Source organism: Asticcacaulis sp. MM231 (assembly GCF_964186625.1).
Taxonomy (GTDB): Bacteria; Pseudomonadota; Alphaproteobacteria; order Caulobacterales; family Caulobacteraceae; genus Asticcacaulis.
The window spans coordinates 2,735,614-2,752,447 of the sequence record NZ_OZ075108.1 but is presented as its reverse complement, the minus strand read 5'-3'; the positions used below and the strand labels follow the sequence as shown (position 1 = coordinate 2,752,447).

General features: G+C 61.1%; 14 protein-coding genes, 1 pseudogene and 1 riboswitch. Of the genes and pseudogenes, 3 read left to right on the top strand and 12 right to left on the bottom strand.

The window, feature by feature from the left end; genetic code table 11:
• Positions 1-156: 156 nt before the first annotated feature.
• The 5 genes and pseudogenes from ABQ278_RS13490 to ABQ278_RS13470 all read right to left on the bottom strand — a co-directional run bounded on the left by ABQ278_RS13490 (position 157) and on the right by ABQ278_RS13470 (position 7,149).
• Positions 157-1,806: a thiamine pyrophosphate-binding protein gene (locus ABQ278_RS13490; protein WP_349320052.1), complete on the bottom strand. Its 1,650-nt coding sequence runs from the start codon at positions 1,804-1,806 to the stop codon at positions 157-159.
• Positions 1,803-3,020 carry a CaiB/BaiF CoA-transferase family protein gene (locus ABQ278_RS13485; protein ID WP_349320051.1) on the bottom strand — a complete coding sequence of 406 codons (1,218 nt, stop codon included), beginning with the start codon at positions 3,018-3,020 and terminating at the stop codon, positions 1,803-1,805. Before ABQ278_RS13485 ends, ABQ278_RS13490 begins: the two co-directional genes overlap by 4 nt.
• 124 nt (positions 3,021-3,144) lie before the next feature.
• Positions 3,145-4,314, bottom strand: coding sequence for an acyl-CoA dehydrogenase (locus tag ABQ278_RS13480; protein WP_349320050.1), 1,170 nt, complete (start codon positions 4,312-4,314; stop codon positions 3,145-3,147).
• Positions 4,307-5,843: pseudogene (locus tag ABQ278_RS13475) on the bottom strand (aldehyde dehydrogenase family protein). The gene ABQ278_RS13480 and the pseudogene ABQ278_RS13475 overlap by 8 nt, the downstream one beginning before the upstream one ends.
• Positions 5,844-5,853: 10 nt before the next feature.
• A complete protein-coding gene (locus ABQ278_RS13470; RefSeq protein WP_349320049.1) occupies positions 5,854-7,149 on the bottom strand; it encodes an FAD-binding oxidoreductase in 1,296 nt (431 codons plus the stop codon).
• A 101-nt stretch (positions 7,150-7,250) separates the two neighbouring features.
• Between ABQ278_RS13470 and ABQ278_RS13465 the strand changes: the two genes are divergently transcribed.
• Together ABQ278_RS13465 and ABQ278_RS13460 are read left to right on the top strand one after the other, a co-directional pair.
• A complete protein-coding gene (locus tag ABQ278_RS13465) occupies positions 7,251-8,150 on the top strand; it encodes a LysR family transcriptional regulator (RefSeq protein ID WP_349320048.1) in 900 nt (299 codons plus the stop codon).
• Positions 8,151-8,153: 3 nt separating this feature from the next.
• The gene (locus ABQ278_RS13460) at positions 8,154-9,074 is read left to right on the top strand and encodes an ornithine cyclodeaminase family protein (protein ID WP_349320047.1); all 921 of its coding nucleotides are present in this window, start codon (positions 8,154-8,156) and stop codon (positions 9,072-9,074) included.
• A gap of 35 nt (positions 9,075-9,109) precedes the next feature.
• Here the strand turns inward: ABQ278_RS13460 and tdh are convergent, their stop codons facing one another.
• The 4 genes from tdh to paaC form a co-directional block, all read right to left on the bottom strand.
• Positions 9,110-10,144 (bottom strand): L-threonine 3-dehydrogenase, encoded by a 1,035-nt coding sequence (gene tdh / locus ABQ278_RS13455; protein WP_349322170.1) that lies wholly within the window; start codon positions 10,142-10,144, stop codon positions 9,110-9,112.
• Positions 10,145-10,191: 47 nt separating this feature from the next.
• Positions 10,192-11,379, bottom strand: a complete 1,188-nt coding sequence (locus ABQ278_RS13450) for a glycine C-acetyltransferase (RefSeq protein WP_349320046.1) — start codon at positions 11,377-11,379, stop codon at positions 10,192-10,194.
• A gap of 121 nt (positions 11,380-11,500) precedes the next feature.
• Complete coding sequence (locus ABQ278_RS13445) at positions 11,501-12,070, bottom strand: XRE family transcriptional regulator (RefSeq protein WP_018082157.1); 570 nt, start codon at positions 12,068-12,070, stop codon at positions 11,501-11,503.
• Between the two features lie 29 nt (positions 12,071-12,099).
• Positions 12,100-12,849, bottom strand: coding sequence for a 1,2-phenylacetyl-CoA epoxidase subunit PaaC (gene paaC / locus ABQ278_RS13440; protein ID WP_349320045.1), 750 nt, complete (start codon positions 12,847-12,849; stop codon positions 12,100-12,102).
• Positions 12,850-13,349: 500 nt separating this feature from the next.
• Positions 13,350-13,419: riboswitch (guanidine-III (ykkC-III) riboswitch) on the top strand.
• 15 nt (positions 13,420-13,434) lie between these two features.
• Between paaC and ABQ278_RS13435 the strand changes: the two genes are divergently transcribed.
• Positions 13,435-14,304, top strand: a complete 870-nt coding sequence (locus tag ABQ278_RS13435; RefSeq protein WP_349320044.1) for a DMT family transporter — start codon at positions 13,435-13,437, stop codon at positions 14,302-14,304.
• Positions 14,305-14,463: 159 nt separating this feature from the next.
• Here ABQ278_RS13435 and ABQ278_RS13430 read toward each other — a convergent pair whose 3' ends face one another.
• From ABQ278_RS13430 to fahA, 3 genes are read right to left on the bottom strand one after another with little or no spacing between them, the layout of a single operon-like run.
• Entirely contained in the window at positions 14,464-14,871 is a 408-nt protein-coding gene (locus ABQ278_RS13430; RefSeq protein ID WP_349322169.1) for a Rieske (2Fe-2S) protein, read from the bottom strand.
• On the bottom strand, positions 14,843-15,496 hold the full coding sequence (gene maiA / locus ABQ278_RS13425) for a maleylacetoacetate isomerase (RefSeq protein ID WP_349320043.1): 654 nt from the start codon (positions 15,494-15,496) through the stop codon (positions 14,843-14,845). Before maiA ends, ABQ278_RS13430 begins: the two co-directional genes overlap by 29 nt.
• Positions 15,497-15,513: 17 nt before the next feature.
• The gene (fahA, locus tag ABQ278_RS13420) at positions 15,514-16,779 is read right to left on the bottom strand and encodes a fumarylacetoacetase (protein WP_349320042.1); all 1,266 of its coding nucleotides are present in this window, start codon (positions 16,777-16,779) and stop codon (positions 15,514-15,516) included.
• Between the last annotated feature and the right edge of the window lie 55 nt (positions 16,780-16,834).

Below are 16,834 nucleotides of genomic sequence, written 5' to 3'. Positions count from 1 at the left end.
TGCAGCCACAATAAAAAGCCGGTGGAAGCTATCTTCCACCGGCTTTTTTATGTCTGAATTTCCAAATTGCACAGTAATTTGCCAAGGCCGCCATAGAGCGTTTCTTGGCCGCGCGAGCTTATGCGAGGAGCCATGCGGGCCTTTAACTAAAAAGACTTATTTACCGTCTGAGATCTGATCCAGCGTCTTGGCAGGGGTGATGGCTTGCGGATCGATGTAGCAGTGGATGATGGCGGGCTTGCCGGAGGCCTTCGCCCGCTTAAAGGCGGGCGCGAACTCCGCCGTGGTGCGAACGGTTTCGCCGTGACCACCGAAGGCCTCGGCATAGGCTTTGAAATCCGGATTTTTCAGATCGGTGCCGACGACACGGTGCGGATAGTTGCGCTCCTGATGCATGCGGATGGTGCCATACATGCCGTTGTCGATAACCAGGATAATGACCGGGATATCGTACTGCACGGCGGTGGCAAACTCATTGCCGTGCATCAGGAAGCAGCCGTCGCCCGCGAAAACAACGACCGTCTTGTCGGGGCACTGGCGCTTTGCCATGACACCCGCCGGCACGCTGTAGCCGACGCTGCCCGACGTGGGGGCGATCTGTGTGCGCGGCTGGTTATGGCGCCAGTAGCGGTGCAGCCAGATGGCGTAGTTGCCGGCGCCGTTACAGGTGATGGTGTCGGCCGGGAGATTTCCCCGCAGCCACACCATGACCTCGCCATACTGGAAATCGCCGGGGATCGGTGCCGGCGTGGTGGTCCACATCAGGAAATCCATATGGGCGTTCTGCGTCTCTTCCAGCCAGGGCTTGCTGACCGGCGCCTTGAGATCGGCCAGCGACCTAGCAAACGTATCCGGCGCGCAGACAATACCAAGCGCCGGTTGGTAAACCTTGCCGATTTCGCCAGCGTCCGGGAAAATATGAACCAGGGTTTGCTGCGGCGTCGGCAGGTCGATCAGGGTGTAGCTCGACGACGGCACTTCAGCCATGCGTGCGCCCAGCAGGATCAGCAGATCGGCGTCCCTGACGCGCTGCGCCAGCTTGGGGTTGGGGCCGAAGCCGAGATCGCCGGCATAGGACGGGTGGTCAGCCGGAAAGAGCGCCGAACGGCGAAACTCAGTGGCGACCGGAAGGGCGAAGGCTTCGGCAAAATTGGCAATCGCCTGACAGCCGTCTAGGCTCCAGTTGCTGCCGCCCAGAATGACCAGCGGCTTTTTTGCCTTGGCAAGCAGGGCTTCAAACTGTTGTAAGGCCCCGAGCGACAGTTCGGGTTTGGTAAGGCTAAGCCCCGGCGCGTCGGCCACGTCTTCCCTGTCCGTCAGCACGTCTTCCGGCAGGGAGATGACCACCGGGCCGGGGCGGCCCTGCATGGCGACGCGGAAGGCCCGGGCGACGATTTCGGGGATGCGTTTGGCGTCGGTGATCTCGACCACCCACTTGGCCGTGCTGCCGAAAAAGGCCTGATAATCCATTTCCTGAAAGGCGCCGCGGCCGAGCATGGCGCGTTCGACCTGGCCGATAAACAGGATCATCGGCGTTGAGTCATGCTGCGCAATATGAACGCCGTGCGCCGCGTTGGTGGCGCCGGGGCCGCGCGTCACAAAACAGACGCCGGGGCGGGCGGTTAGCTTGCCATAGGCTTCGGCCATGATGGCGGCGCCGCCTTCGTGACGGCAGATCAGCACGTCGATATCGGCGTCGTGCATGGCGTCGAGCGCCGCCAGATAGCTTTCTCCCGGCACGCAGGTGACGCGCTCGACACCCTGTTTGACGAGTTGATCGACTAATATTTGTCCGCCGGTTCTCATATCTTCTCCTCCCCTGCTTTAGCGGGGGAGGGGGACCCCGAAGGGGTGGAGGGGGCACTCCACACCGCTTTTCCATTTCCTAACATGGGTGATGGTCCATCGGCCACCATGCGTTCGCCGTTGATAACGATGGGCGACGCGACGCCTGAGATCTTAGATCCATCGGCGGCGGTCAATTCGAGCCGCATACCGCGATGGATAATCTGTGGATCGCTGAACACGTCCTCGATACGGTTGATCGGTCCGGCGGGAACACCGGCGGCCTCGAACACCGCCAGCCATTCGGCGCGGGTCTTTTGCATCAGGTAAGGTTGCACGGCGGATTGCAAATCCGTGCGGCGGGCGACACGCAGGGCATTGGTGGCGTAGTCCGGATGGGCAGCGATATCGTTAGCACGAAGCGCGGCACAGAATTTCTGAAACTGGCCGTCATTGCCGACCGCGACGATGATATGGCCATCCGACACCTGAAACACCTGATAGGGCGCGATATTGGGGTGGGCATTGCCGAGCCGAGATGGAGACTTACCGGAAACGAGATAGTTGCTGGCCTGGTTGGCAAGGATCGAGGTGGCGGTATCGAACAGCGACATGTCGATATGGCAGCCTTCACCACGTGTTTCGCGGCCATGGACGGCGGCCAGGATAGCGGTGGCGGTATAGACGCCGGTGAAGATATCGACCACGGCGACGCCGACCTTTTGCGGTTCGCGCTCGGGTTCGCCGGTGATGTCCATCAGGCCGCTCATGCCCTGAATGATATAGTCATAGCCGGCGCGGGCGGCATAGGGGCCGGTCTGGCCGAAGCCGGTGATCGAAGCGTAGATCAGGCGCGGATTGACGGCTTTGAGACTGTCGTAATCCAGACCGTATTTCTTCAGGCCACCGACCTTGAAGTTCTCGATCAGGATATCGGCCTCGGCGGCCAGCGCACGAATGGCGGCCTGCCCTTCCGGCGTTTCAAAGGCGATAGCGACCGAGGACTTGCCGCGATTGGTGGCGTGGAAATAGGCTGCGCCCCATGAATTGCCGGCGGCGTCTGTCACGAATGGAGGCCCCCAGGTGCGGGTGTCGTCGCCGACCTCCGGGCGTTCGATCTTGATGACTTCGGCGCCGACATCGGCCAGCAATTGCCCGCACCACGGGCCAGCGAGGATGCGAGCGAGTTCAAGGACTTTGAGGCCGGCCAAAGGCTTGGCGTGAGGTTTGGTCACAATCTCTCCTCCCCATGCAATGGGGAGGTGTCAGCGAGCGTAGCGAGATGACGGAGGGGCGCCCCTCCGGCGCTGCGCGCCACCTCCCCATCACGATGGGGAGGAGAGATAAGCGCCGCTTCCATCAATAAAACGCCTGCAACCCGGTCTGCGCACGGCCCAGAATCAGCGCGTGGACGTCGTGCGTGCCTTCATAGGTATTGACCGACTCCAGGTTCTGAGCGTGGCGCATGACGTGGTATTCCTCATGGATGCCATTGCCGCCGTGCATGTCACGCGCCTGACGGGCGATATCGAGCGCTTTGCCGCAATTGTTGCGCTTGATCAGCGAGATCATTTCCGGCTGCATCTGGCCGGCATCGAACAACTGCCCGACGCGCAGAGCGGCTTGCAGGCCCAGCGTAATCTCGGTCTGCATATCGGCCAGCTTCTTCTGGAAGAGTTGCATCTGCGCCAGAGGCTTGCCGAATTGCTTGCGATCGAGGCCATACTGGCGCGCACGGTGCCAGCAATCCTCGGCGGCACCCATGGCGCCCCAGGCGATGCCGTAGCGGGCGCGATTGAGGCAGCCAAACGGCCCCTTGAGGCCCGCCACGTTGGGCAGCAGGGCGTCTTCACCGACTTCGACGCCATCCATGACGATCTCGCCGGTGATGGACGCACGCAGAGACAGCTTGCCGTGGATCTTCGGCGCGGAAAGTCCCTTCATGCCCTTTTCCAGCACAAAGCCGCGGATGACGCCATCAAGCTTGGCCCACACCACGAAGACATCGGCGATCGGCGAGTTGGAAATCCACATCTTGGCGCCGGTCAGGCGATAGCCGCCATCAATTGTTTCGGCACGGGTGGTCATGGCGCCCGGATCTGAACCCGCGTCGGGTTCGGTCAGGCCGAAGCAGCCAACCCATTCGCCGGAAGCCAGCTTGGGCAGATACTTCATACGCTGCTCTTCAGTGCCGTAGGCATAGATCGGATACATAACCAATGACGACTGAACGCTCATCATCGAGCGGTAGCCCGAATCGACGCGCTCGACTTCACGCGCCACCAGACCATAGGCGACGTAAGTTGCACCGGCGCCGCCATATTGTTCCGGCAAGGTCGCGCCGAGGAGCCCCAGTTCGCCCATCTCGTTGAAGATGTGGCGGTCGGTATATTCCTCGCCATAGGCTTTGAGCACGCGCGGCATCAGCGAGCCTTGCGCATAGTCGTGCGCCGCCTCCATGATCATCCGTTCGTCGTCGGTAAGTTGCTCGGTGAGCAGAAAGGAATCATTCCACACAAAATCAGACATCAAACACCACGCCCTGAGCCAGCGGCAGCGAACTGCCAAAATTGATGGTGTTGGTGGTACGGCGCATATAGGCGCGCCAGGCGTCGGAGCCCGATTTCACGGCCGCCGCCGGTTTCCTTTTCGCCACCGAAGGCGCCGCCGATTTCAGCGCCGGAGGTGCCGATATTGACATTGGCGATGCCGCAATCCGAACCGGCCGCCGACATGAAGAGTTCGGCTTCGCGGATATCGTTGGTGAAGATCGAGGAGGACAGACCGGCGCCGACATCGTTCTGCATGGCGATGGCATCTTTCACATTGGAATAGCGCAGGATGTAGAGGATCGGTGCGAAGGTTTCGCGCAGCACCGGGCCTTCGTGTTTGCTCATTTCGACGATGGCCGGGCGAACGTAATAGCTGTTGTCGCCGCTGACCGTGACGCGCTCACCGCCCGTGACCACGCCGCCCGCCGCTTTCGCTTCATTCAGGGCCTTTTCAAAACCATCGAAGGCCAGTTTGTCGATCAGCGGGCCGACGAGCACGCCGTCTTCCATGGGGTTGCCGATCTTGACCGAGGCATAGGCCTTCTTCAGGCGCGGAACGAGCGTATCATAGACGCTGTCGTGGACGAACAGGCGGCGCAGGGTGGTGCAGCGCTGACCGGCGGTGCCCATGGCCGAGAAGGCGACGCCGCGCAGGGTCAGGTCGAGGTCGGCGGTGGGGGAGACGATGGCGGCGTTGTTGCCGCCGAGTTCCAGGATCGAGCGGGCGAAGCGGGCGGCCAGCTTGGGGCCGACGGCTCGGCCCATGGCGGTCGAGCCCGTGGCGGAAATCAGCGCGACCTTTTCGTGATCGACCAGCACTTCGCCGATCTCGCGAGCGCCGATGATCAGGGCTGACAGGCCGGCCGGGGCGTCGTAGCCTTCATCGACATAGCGCTTGAGGGCGCGCTCGAACAGCGCGTGGGTGGCCAGGCCGGTGAGCGGCGACTTTTCCGAAGGCTTCCAGACGATTGAGTCACCGCAAACGAGCGCCAGGGCCGCATTCCATGCCCAGACGGCGACGGGGAAGTTGAAGGCCGAGATGATGCCGACGACGCCAAGCGGCTGCCAGGTTTCCATCATGCGGTGGCTGCTACGCTCTGTGGCGATGGTGAGGCCGTAAAGCTGGCGGCTGAGACCAACGGCGAAATCGCAGATGTCGATCATTTCCTGTACTTCGCCGAGGCCTTCCGAGGTGACCTTGCCGACTTCGATGGAAACGAGCTTGCCGAGTTCGGCCTTGTGGGCGCGCAGTTCTTCACCGAAGAGACGGACCAGTTCGCCGCGCTTCGGGGCGGGGATGACGCGCCAGTCGAGGAACGCCTTGTGTGCCGCATCGATGGCCTTCGTGGCGTCGGCGGTCGAGGTCTCGACAACCTTGGCGATGATGTCGCCCGTGACCGGCGAGGTGACGGCCAGGGTGCCACCGGTATAGGTTTTGGGGTCGACGCCGAGGGTTGTCAGAAGCGAAGAGACATCTTCTGCAAAGCGTGTGGTTTCGGTGATCATTTTCGGTTCCTTAGAAACGTGAGTTTGTGAGGTGGACTGCCTGAGCGCCGACCTCGTAAAATACTTCTTTGAGCGCGCGCATCTTCGCCTCAGCGGGCGTGGTGACGGGCAGGGGCAGATCGTCTTCGCTTTTCTCGCCAGCGATCAGTTCGGCAAGGGTGCGGCCCATGACCGTGCCCGGCGCGATGCCGCGGCCATTATAACCGCTGATTCCGATGACGTTTGGCGCAAATTTATGGAAACGTGGCAGGTTGTCATCGGTCATGCCGATCTGGCCGTACCATTCCGCTTCGAATTTGACATTGCCCAGTTGCGGGAAAATCTTGTGCACGGCGCGCAGAGCCCAGCCGCGATGGATGCCATGGCCCACACCGTTCAGCGCGCCGACGCTGCCGAAGATCAGGCGGCCATGCACATCCATGCGGAAGGACGACAGCACTTCCTTGGTATCCCATACGCCTTCATAGCCGGGCAGGAGAGTGGCGCGCACATTATGGCTCAGGGGTTCGGTGGCGAAATTAAAGTAGGGCAGGTGAACCTGTTCGCGGCGGATGATCTCCCACGGGCCTTGCGTATAGGCGTCGGTGGCCATGATCACCCAGTCGGCGGTGACCGAGCCTTGCGGAGTTTTTACCCGCCACTGTGCGCCATGAGGCGTTACGTCCAGCGCGGGCGAGCCGGTATAAAGCGTAGCGCCTTCCGTCTGCGCCGCCTTGGCCAGTCCGCGCACATAGGCTAGCGGCTGGATGGTGCCGGCGCGCAGATCGAGCAGGGCGCCGCTGTAGGCGCGGGAGCCAACCTTTTGCGCGGTCTCTTCAGCCGATAACAGTCGCACCGGCGCACCACGCGCCTGCCATTGCTTTTCACGCTGTTGCAGTTCTTCGAGACCCGCTTGCCCCACGCCGCAATGCAGGGTGCCGTGTTTTTGTAACTGGCATTCGATGCCGTAGGTGTCGACGATATCGAACACGGCCGAAGGGGCATCGCCGAGCAGTTTCAGCAGGCGGTCACCATGAACTTCGCCGAGCACGTTTGGCAGTTCATCGGGCATGACCCACATGCCGGCATTGACCAGTCCGACATTACGACCGGCACCGCCGAAGCCGATGTCCTGCGCTTCCAGAACGACCGAGGCCATGCCCTTTTTCGCCAGATGCAGCGCCGCTGAATTGCCCGTATAGCCCCCGCCGATGATGCAGACCTGCGTCCGCACATCGCCGGTCAGCACGGTCGTTGCCGGTGCGGCGGGCGCGGTGGTTTCCCAGAGGCCGTGTGTTTTTGTATCGGCGCTGATAGTCTTGGGCATGTCATTCCGTATCTGTATGGACAACGGACTTATACGCGCTAATATGCCACTGATCCATTGCCATTTCGGCATTACATCATTCTCAAATGGAATGACTCCTGATGCTTGCCCCGCGCCGTTTTTTGCCGCCAACCAGCCATTTGCAGGCTTTTGAGGCCGCCGCACGCACCGGCAGCATCACGGCGGCGGCGCGCGAACTGGCCCTAACGCAAAGCGCGGTCAGTCGCCAGATCAAGGCGCTGGAAGACCAGCTTGAGGTCGAACTGTTTATCCGTGAGCGGCAAACGATTCGTCTTACCCCCGGTGGGGAGGCCTATGCGCGAGAAGTGCGCGATGCGCTCAAGAAAATCAGCACGGCTTCGCTCAATCTGCGCGCCAATCCCTTTGGCGGTACGCTCAATCTCGCCGTCCTGCCGACCTTCGGTGCGCGCTGGCTGGCGCCGCGACTGCCGGCTTTCTTGAGCCAGCATCCGGGCACCACGCTCAACCTGATTACGCGCCTCAGCCTTTTCGATTTCCGTCAGGAAGCGATAGATGCCGCCATCCACCACGGTACCGGTGACTGGCCCGGCGCGCAGACGCAGATCCTGCGCGAAGAATATGTCGTGCCGGCGTGCAGTCCGGCGCTGCTGGAGCGCTACCGTTTCGAGACGCCGGCGGATATCCGCAAGGCGCCCTTGCTGCACATCACCACCCGTCCAGACGCCTGGGAGCGTTGGCTGCGCCAGAACGATGCGCCGGCCGAGCACGTGCAAGGGATGCTGTTCGACCAGTTCGCCACCATGGCGCAGATGGCGCGGGCCGGACTGGGTGTGGCGCTCTTGCCGGATTTCCTTATCGAAGAGGAACTTCGCACCGGTCAGCTTGTGCGGGCGCTCGACCTACCGATGAAAAACGCCGAAGCCTATTATCTCGCCTGGCCGGAAGACCGCGCCGACCATCCGCCGCTGGTCGCCTTCCGCGACTGGCTACTGACCGAAACCGCCATCGATAACGGATAAAAGATGCAAAACCTGACCGCGCACGACCTCATCGAACGTCTGCCCTATGCCTTGCTCACCCAGCAACTGCCGAAATTGCTGCAGGGCGAGACGACCTCGCCGCAGCGCCATGTCCACACGGTGCAGAACAACGGTGAACCGGACGCTACCTTGCTGATGATGCCGGCGTGGAGCCAGGGCGTAGGGGGCGTCAAGATTGTCAACGTGACGCCCGGCAATGCGCGCCGCAATCTGCCGGCGGTGACGGCAAGTTATCTGTTGTTCGATGCGGTGACCGGCGAACACATGGCCCTGCTCGATGGCGGCGAACTGACGGCGCGGCGCACGGCTGCGGTGGCGGCGATCGCGGCGGACCGGTTGGCTGCGGACGGCGCCAGACATCTGCTGCTGGTCGGCTCGGGACGGATCGCTTCAGAACTGGCCTTCGCCTACCGCGCGGTGCGCGAGATCGAAACGGTTCAGGTTTTCAGCCCGACGACGGCCAATGCCGAAAAGCTGGTCTCGGCGCTTAAGGCGGGTGGCTTTCACGCCGAGGTGTGCCACGATCTGGCGGTGGGGGTTGCGAAAGCCGATATCATCGCCTGCGCCACGCTTTCCCAGGAGCCGCTGATCAAGGGGGAATGTCTGCACGCAGGCCAGCATGTGGCGCTGATCGGCGGCTATCTGAAAGACATGCGCGAGGCCGATGACGCCGCCATGACACGCGCCGACATCTGGGTCGATACCTATGCGGCCATGAGCGAAGCCGGCGACCTGACCCAGCCTATAGCGGCAGGCTTGCTGCACCATGAGATGATCAGGGGCACCCTGTCGGATCTGTGCACCAGTGGACCGATTGAAGGTCTTGCAGACAAGATCACGCTGTTTAAAAGCGTCGGTGATGCCGCACAGGATCTGGCGGCCGCATCACTGGCTGTAGGGTAGACGGTTTATCTACAGATTGCACCGAAGAAGATGATCTAGGCATCGCTCCAATCGAGCACGATCTTGCCCGATTGACCGGCCCGCATGATATCGAAGCCCTGCTGGAACTCCGACGCCGGCAGCCGATGCGTGATGATCCGTTCCAGCGGGAAGCCCGCCTCGATCAGACCCAGCATCTTGCGCCAGGTCTCGAACATCTCGCGACCATAAACGCCACGCACGGTCAGGGCCTTCATGATGATGTCGTTCCAGTTCACCGTGCTCTCGCCAGCGGGAATGCCGAGCAGGGTCAAGGCGCCGCCCATGCGCAGGTGTTCGATGGCCTGCGGAATAGCGGGCTTGGCGCCGCTCATCTCCATGCAGACATCGTAGCCGTTGGCGATGCCGAGTTCATGCCTGACATCGTGCAAATCTTCCTTTGATACATCCACCGTGCGGATATCGGCAACCTTCGCCGCCAGGTCGAGACGATAGGGATTGATGTCCGTGAGCGTCACGCTGCGCGCGCCGATGAAGCGCGCCACAGCGGCCGCCATGATGCCGATGGGGCCAGCGCCCGTCACCAGCACATTGGCGCCGACCATATCGGTTTGCTGCACGGTATGGACAGCGTTACCAAACGGATCGAGCACCGCGCCCAGTTCGTTGCTAACGCGCTCCGGCAGGGGCACAACATTGAAGGCCGGCAGGGCCAGATATTGCGCAAAAGCGCCGGGGCGATTAACGCCGATGCCTTGCGTTTCCGGATCGAGATGGAAGTGGCCGGCGCGGGCGGCATCGCTATCCATATTGATAACGTGGCCCTCGCCGGAGACGCGCTGTCCGACCTTTAACGGACGGCTAACTCGCGCGCCGATGGCGACAATCTCGCCGGCAAATTCATGGCCAACCACCATCGGCACCGGAATGGTTTTTTGCGCCCATTGATCCCAGTTATAGATATGGACATCGGTGCCGCAGATGGCGGTGTGGGCAATGCGGATCAGCACGTCGTCCGGACCGCAATCGGGCACCGGCGCGGTGGTCTGCCAGATGCCGGGCTCGGCCTTGAGCTTGGCCAGCGCGGTCATGGTAGCGGGCAAGGTCTTGGCAGTGATGACAGGGCGCAGATCGTCCATCAGATCACCCCCAATTCGCGGCCAGCCTTGGTGAAGGCCGCGATCGCTGTGTCAATCTGCGCGAAGGTGTGCGCGGCGGAAATCTGCGTGCGGATGCGGGCCTGACCTTCCGGCACAACCGGGAAGGAGAAGCCGATGACGTAGATGCCCTCTTCGAGCAAACGGGCGGCCATGGCCTGCGCCAGTTTGGCATCGTGCAGCATGACCGGGATAATCGGGTGCGAACCCGGTAGCAGATTGAAGCCTGCCGCCGTCAGGCCGGCGCGGAAACGCTCGGCATTTTGCGTCAGTTGGGCGCGCAGGTGATCGCCGGTTTCGGCCAGTTCAATGGCCTTCAGGCTGGAGGCGGTGATCGAAGGCGCCAGGGCGTTGGAGAAGAGGTAGGGACGGGCGCGCTGACGTAGGAGGTCGATGACCGTCTTTTTCGCTGCGATATAACCGCCCATCGCACCGCCGAGCGCCTTGCCGAAGGTGCCCGTCAGGATGTCGACGTTCACGCCGGCGCGGGCAGGGGTGCCGGCGCCTTTGGGGCCGGTAAAGCCGGTGGCGTGGCAATCATCAACCATCACCAGCGCATCGTATTGCTCCGCCAGTTTGGCTATGCCTTCCAGGGGAGCGTAGTAGCCGTCCATGGAAAATACGCCGTCCGTGGCGATCAGAATGGTACGCGCCCCGTTATCGCGGGCAGCCTTGAGCTGAGTTTCCAGATCGGCCAGGTCGGCGTTTTTGAAGCGGTACTTTTTCGCCTTGCATAACCGCACGCCGTCGATGATCGAGGCGTGGTTCAGGCTGTCGGAAACAATGGCGTCCTCGTCGGTGAGCAGCGGCTCGAACACACCGCCATTGGCGTCGAAGCACGCAGCGAAAAGGATGGCGTCCTCCATGCCGACGTAAGACGCGATCTTCGATTCCAGTTGCTTGTGCAGGGTTTGCGTGCCGCAGATGAAGCGCACACTGGCCATGCCGGCGCCATATTCAAGCAGGGCGGCGCGGCCGGCTTCGATGACGTCCGGATGATCGGCCAGGCCGAGATAGTTGTTGGCGCAGAAATTGATGACCTCGCGTCCGTCCTCCAGTCGAAGCGCCGGGCGTTGCGGTGAGGCGATAACGTGTTCCGGCTTTTTCAGCCCGCGCGATTCGATATCGGCAAGGGTGGTTTCCACCCGTTCGTAAAAGGCTGTGCGCATGTGACCTTCGCTCTCAATTCCATTATATTGTATTTTTGTACAATATAATGCGAGCGGGTTCAAACGCATTTTCCACTATACAGCCGAAAAATCTACTATAATGGATCTTTTGTGGTGGGGATTATCCCGGCAGCACCACCAGCAAGGCTTCCAGCTTTTCGTTTCCGGTATTGCTGATGCTGTGCGGCACATCAGCGCGATAGCGCACCGTACTGCCGGCCAGCGCCTTTTGCTGCGCTTCCGCGGCGATGACCAGCGCTTCGCCGGAGAGGATGGACAGGTGCTCACGACTGCCCGAAGCGTGGGGCTGCGAGGTCAGCGAGGCGCCGGGTTCGATCTCCAGCCGATACCATTCCATATCGCCTGTGGTTTCCGGCGGGCTCAGGATCTGGAGCACGCAGTGGCCGTCCGCCGAATGGATGCGCGGCGTATTGTGCGCCTCCACCAGTTCAATCGCCTGTTCGCTTGCGTCGGCCGCTTCACCGATCAGGGTGGCGATATCGATGCCGAGCGCCTGCGTCAGCGCCCACAAGGTGGCGAAGGTGGGATTGGCCAGGCCGCGCTCAACCTGACTCAGCATCGAGCGCGAAATCTTCGACCGGCCGGCCATGTCATCGAGCGAAAGGCCCTGCTGTTTACGCAGGGCCTGCAAACGAGAGCCTATTTCAGGGGCTTTTCTGATCTTGTCCATGCGCCTTTTCTAAGCGCAAAACGGCGATCTTACCAGCGCGGATCGGACTCATGTGGCGGGATCTGCATCTCGTGCAGCAGAAGGGCGACGTGCTCGCTGTCATGACCCTTGCGGCCCAGCATGACCGAGCGCTGTGGCTTTGGTGGTGTCAGGCCGGCCTCGTGCAACACGGCGCTGACGCGGTTGTCGAACTCAGCCCGTAGGGCGGCCTTGCTGATGGAAATGCCTTTATGCAGCAAGGCCTCATCCACTTCGTCCATCATGAATAGCTCGTCGACGAAATGCGACATGTAGTCCATGCTTTTGACCAGGCGCTGATGGCTGAGGCAGGACGAATCCCCGAGGCGAATCATCCAGTCGCGGGCGAAATCGACATGGTAACCGACGTCGCGTACACTTTTTTCTGCGATATCGGCCAACTCCTTGTGCGAAGAGCCCGTCAGGGCCTCAAGGAACAGATACTGGTAATTGGAGAAGAGGAACTGACGCGCCAGGGTCTGGGCGAAATCGCCATTGGCCTGTTCAACCAGCAGGCAGTTGCGGAAATCGTGCGGGTCGCGGTGGAAGGCCAGGGCATCGGCGTCGCGTCCCTGTGGATCGTTCTTGGCCGCCAGTTCCAGCCAGAAGGTGGCTTGGCCTACAAGGTCAAGCGCAAGGCTCGACAGGCCAAGATCGACCTCAAGGCTCGGGGCGTGGCCGCACCAGGCGCTCAGGCGTTTGCCGAGGATCAGGGCGTCATCGCCGAGACGGAGGCTGTAATCGAAGATGGGATCTCTCATATTCCCTGTACCTTTTTCTTTGCGTTTAAAGGATGTAAACGCGCCCCTGCCGCAACAAACGAAAGATGCTGCACCGCATGGCAGCGCAGCATCTTGAATCGATTTCGGGGTGAAAACCGCTTGGCGACGTCCGTCTGGCGGACGGCCTGCCGGCGCGACGTGGCGATCGTTCCAGCGTTGTGAAATCGGCAAAGCAAACATATGTGCGGTTCTGTGGCGTTTTCTCTTATCGTTGAAAATACACTACAAAAAAGTCGACGCAGGGTCAATTTCAAAAACTGACACCTATGTCAAATTTATATAATATCGCGCAATTTGGGATAATTTCTCATGTTTCCGACGCTATTTGCAAATTTATGCTGCAGCGGTTGCGTTGAGCGATTCCTCAGCCGCCCATGAGCCGAATCGAGCAGGATCTGGGATCGGCTGAGGCGGCCTGTAAGGCGGTTGATGGCTGCGTCCTATTTTATTTTTCCCACAGGTTGAGAAGGACATCTGAAAAGGCTATCCAAAGAACAGATATTCTCCGGACGAGGTGCGCCGTACCCGGTTACGACAAGACGACGCCAAAACTGGAGTCGAGCCATGTTCAAAAATCCGAAACTGTGGGCGATTATCGCCATCCTGATCGCGATCGTGTCGGTGCAGCTTGGCGCCACGCTCAGCAAACACGTCTTTCCGCTAGTCGGTTCCGAAGGCACGACGGCGCTGCGCCAGTTCTTCGCCACGGTCGCGCTTTTGATCGTTTTCCAGCCATGGCGCGGCGGACCTGAGCGCAAGCACTGGCCGGTGCTGGCGCTTTATGGCGTCATACTCGGCATCATGAACCTGGTGTTTTACGCCTCGATTGACCGTATCCCGTTGGGAATCGCCGTGGCGCTGGAATTTTCCGGCCCGCTGGCCGTGGCGATCTTCGGTTCACGCAAATGGAGCGATTTCATCTGGGTGGGCTGCGCCGTGGCCGGCCTGTTGATCCTGTTGCCTTGGGGGGAGAGCAAGGGCGCGCTTGATCCGGTTGGCGTGGTCTACGCCTTGATCGCCGGCGTGCTATGGGGGCTTTATATCATTGTCGGCCAGAAGGTCGGCGACCGCGTCCATGGTGGCAAGGCGGTGGCGCTCGGCATGGCGTTTTCGACGATTTTCACGGTGCCGATTGGCGTGGCTTTTGCGGGTGCAGCCTTGTGGTCGCCCGCCATTCTGCTCTACGGTGTCGGTATCGGCATTCTGGCCAGCGCCATCCCTTATTCGCTGGAGATGATCGCGCTGAAGGCCATGCCCGCCAAGACTTTTGGCCTCATGATGAGCCTGGAGCCGGCGGTGGCCTCGCTGCTGGGGCTGGTTATCCTGCACGAACTGTTGACGCCCTTGCAATGGCTGGCAATAGCGCTGGTGATTATCGCGTCAGCGGGTTCCAGCCTGACGGCGAAGCGTGGATCGAACGACGCCACGGCTTAGCAAATCTCTTCCACTGTAAAGCGGAGGAGGTGCGGCCGTAGTTTCGCCGGAGGTGCATAACTGATTGCGGGGCTGACCCCTCCGTCAGCGACACCAGCCCTACGGGCTTCGCGCTGACACCTCCCCCGAACGCTTAGCTACAGGGGAGGAGGAAGTTTATTAAGCCGTGACGATCTCTCCATCTTCAATACGCACTGGCCACGGTGTCAATGACTGACCGGCGCACGGACCACCGACACAACGGCCGGAGGCGATCTGGAAAAGGGCGCCGTGCCAACTGCATGAGATAAGGTCGGCCTGCGGTGTCAGATAGTCGTCGAGCTCCTGTGCCAGCGGCAATCCGGCGTGCGGGCAGCGGTCGACATAGCCGTAATAGTCATTAGCCTTGCGCACCACGAAGCCGTGGAAGTGCGCTTCGCCAATCTGCAGCACGAAATTGCGTGCGGTCCTATCAGCGATCAGATTCGCCGGCCCCAGTTTAACGCCGGCGGGGGTGGTGAAAACACGTTCAATTTTAGTCAAGAGTTGGCTTTCATGATCAGCGGTTGGAATCCACCGTATCGGCATCGGGCTGATGACGCGGATGCGCGCGCACAAACGCCGGATGGTCATCGCAGCGTTCATTGACGGCGCGGATATTCGGATACGGATCGAGGCTGACACCGAAGCGCTGGGCGGAGAAGACTTGCGGAACCAGGTAGCAGTCGGCCAGGGTCGGTTCGCTGCCGAAGCTATAGCCCTTGCCGTGCTGACCGATCAGGGTTTCCAGCGCCGTGAAACCTTCGGCGATCCAGCCCTTGGCCCACATTTTCGTCTGGGTTTCGTCGGCCTGCCAGTCGTTCTTCAGTTCGCGCAAAACACGCAGATTGTTGAGCGGGTGGATATCGCAGGCGATCAGCGCCGCCATGGCCCTGACCGCGGCGCGATCGGCGGCGGCTGGCGGCAAAAGCGATGGCTCCGGGCAGGTCTCTTCCAGCCATTCCATAATGGCCGAACTCTGCGTCAGCACGTGGCCACCGATATCGAGCGCCGGCACCAGGCCTTGCGGATTGAGCGCCTTGTAGGCCGGATCATGGTGCGCGTTGCTGCGCAGGTCGTGGCTATGCGATTCGTAGGATAGTCCCTTGAGATTCAGGGCGATGCGAACGCGGTAGGCGGCGCTGGAGCGCCAGTAGTCGTGCAGCTTGAGCATGATCCTCGCCTTTGTTCTTATCTGGCAGGCGCTATGCGCCCGCGGCAGTCCCCAAATCCGATGCTGACAAAACCGTCAGCCTCAGCGCGTGCTCTTAAGATAAGCTCATCATGGTCTTCAAGAAAGGTGCGCGTCTCGTCTGACGGCAGGATCACGGGCTTTTTACCGCCTTCGGACAATTCGAGCAGGCTGCCGGCGCTGTCGGGTGTGGGGCCTGAGATCGTGCCGGTGCCAAGCAGATCACCGGTTTGCAGGTTGCAGCCATTGCTGGCGTGATGTGTGACCAGTTGCGCCGCCGTCCAGTACATATGGCGCGCCTCGCTTTGGCTCAAACTATAGGGCGGCAGGTTTTGCGCCCGCATGGCTTCGGTCTGGATCAGAACGTCCAGCTTGAGCCCCAGCGCGCCCGTGGCCTGATCGGCCTCGTCCCACAGATAGGGCAGGGGCTTGGGATCACCTTCCGGGCGTGCTTGTTGCGCCTGACGGAAGGGCGCCATGGCCTCCGGCGTGATGATCCACGGCGAGATCGTGGTCATGAAGTTCTTGGCGAGGAAGGGACCGAGTGGCTGGTACTCCCAGGCCTGAAAATCACGCGCTGACCAGTCGTTGAGCAGGCAATAGCCCGCGATATGGTGCGCAGCATCGCCGATATCGACAGGCATGCCGAGATCATTACCCTGACCGATCCAGATCCCCAGCTCCAGCTCAAAATCAAGTCGCTTGCTGGGTCCGAAGGATGGGGCTTCGGCGTCGGGCGCTTTGGTCTGGCCCTTGGGGCGGATAACCGTTGCGTCGGTCGGGTGGATCGATGAGGCGCGGCCATGATAGCCGATCGGCACGTGCTTGTAGTTGGGCAGCAGGGGATTATCAGGCCGGAACAGCTTGCCGACCGTCACCGCATGATGGATGCCGGCGTAGAAGTCAGTATAGTCGCCAATGTGCGTCGGCAGATGTAGGGTGCAGTCGGTGGCGCTATGCAGATAGGGTTCGGCGGAATCGGCATGGCGCGGATCGCTAAGTAATTGCGACATTTGCTGGCGCAGGCTTTTGCGTAAAGCTGGCGTGGCGAGAACCTGATCCAGCGTCACGCTGTCCTGCCGCAGGCCGGCCGCCACCAGCGCCTGTAACTCGATGATCTCATCACCGATGGCAACACCGGCGCGCGGCGCTTCATTCGCAGGGCTGAACAGGCCAAACGGCAGGTTCTGGATCGGGAAATCCCTATGCCCGCTGGCGCTGGCCACCCATGAGGTCAGTTTCGGATCGTGTGTCGCGTCTATCATTCTGGCTCCAGCGCTTGCGGCGCGTAGGTTGTTTAGGGGATCCACAGATTGCACA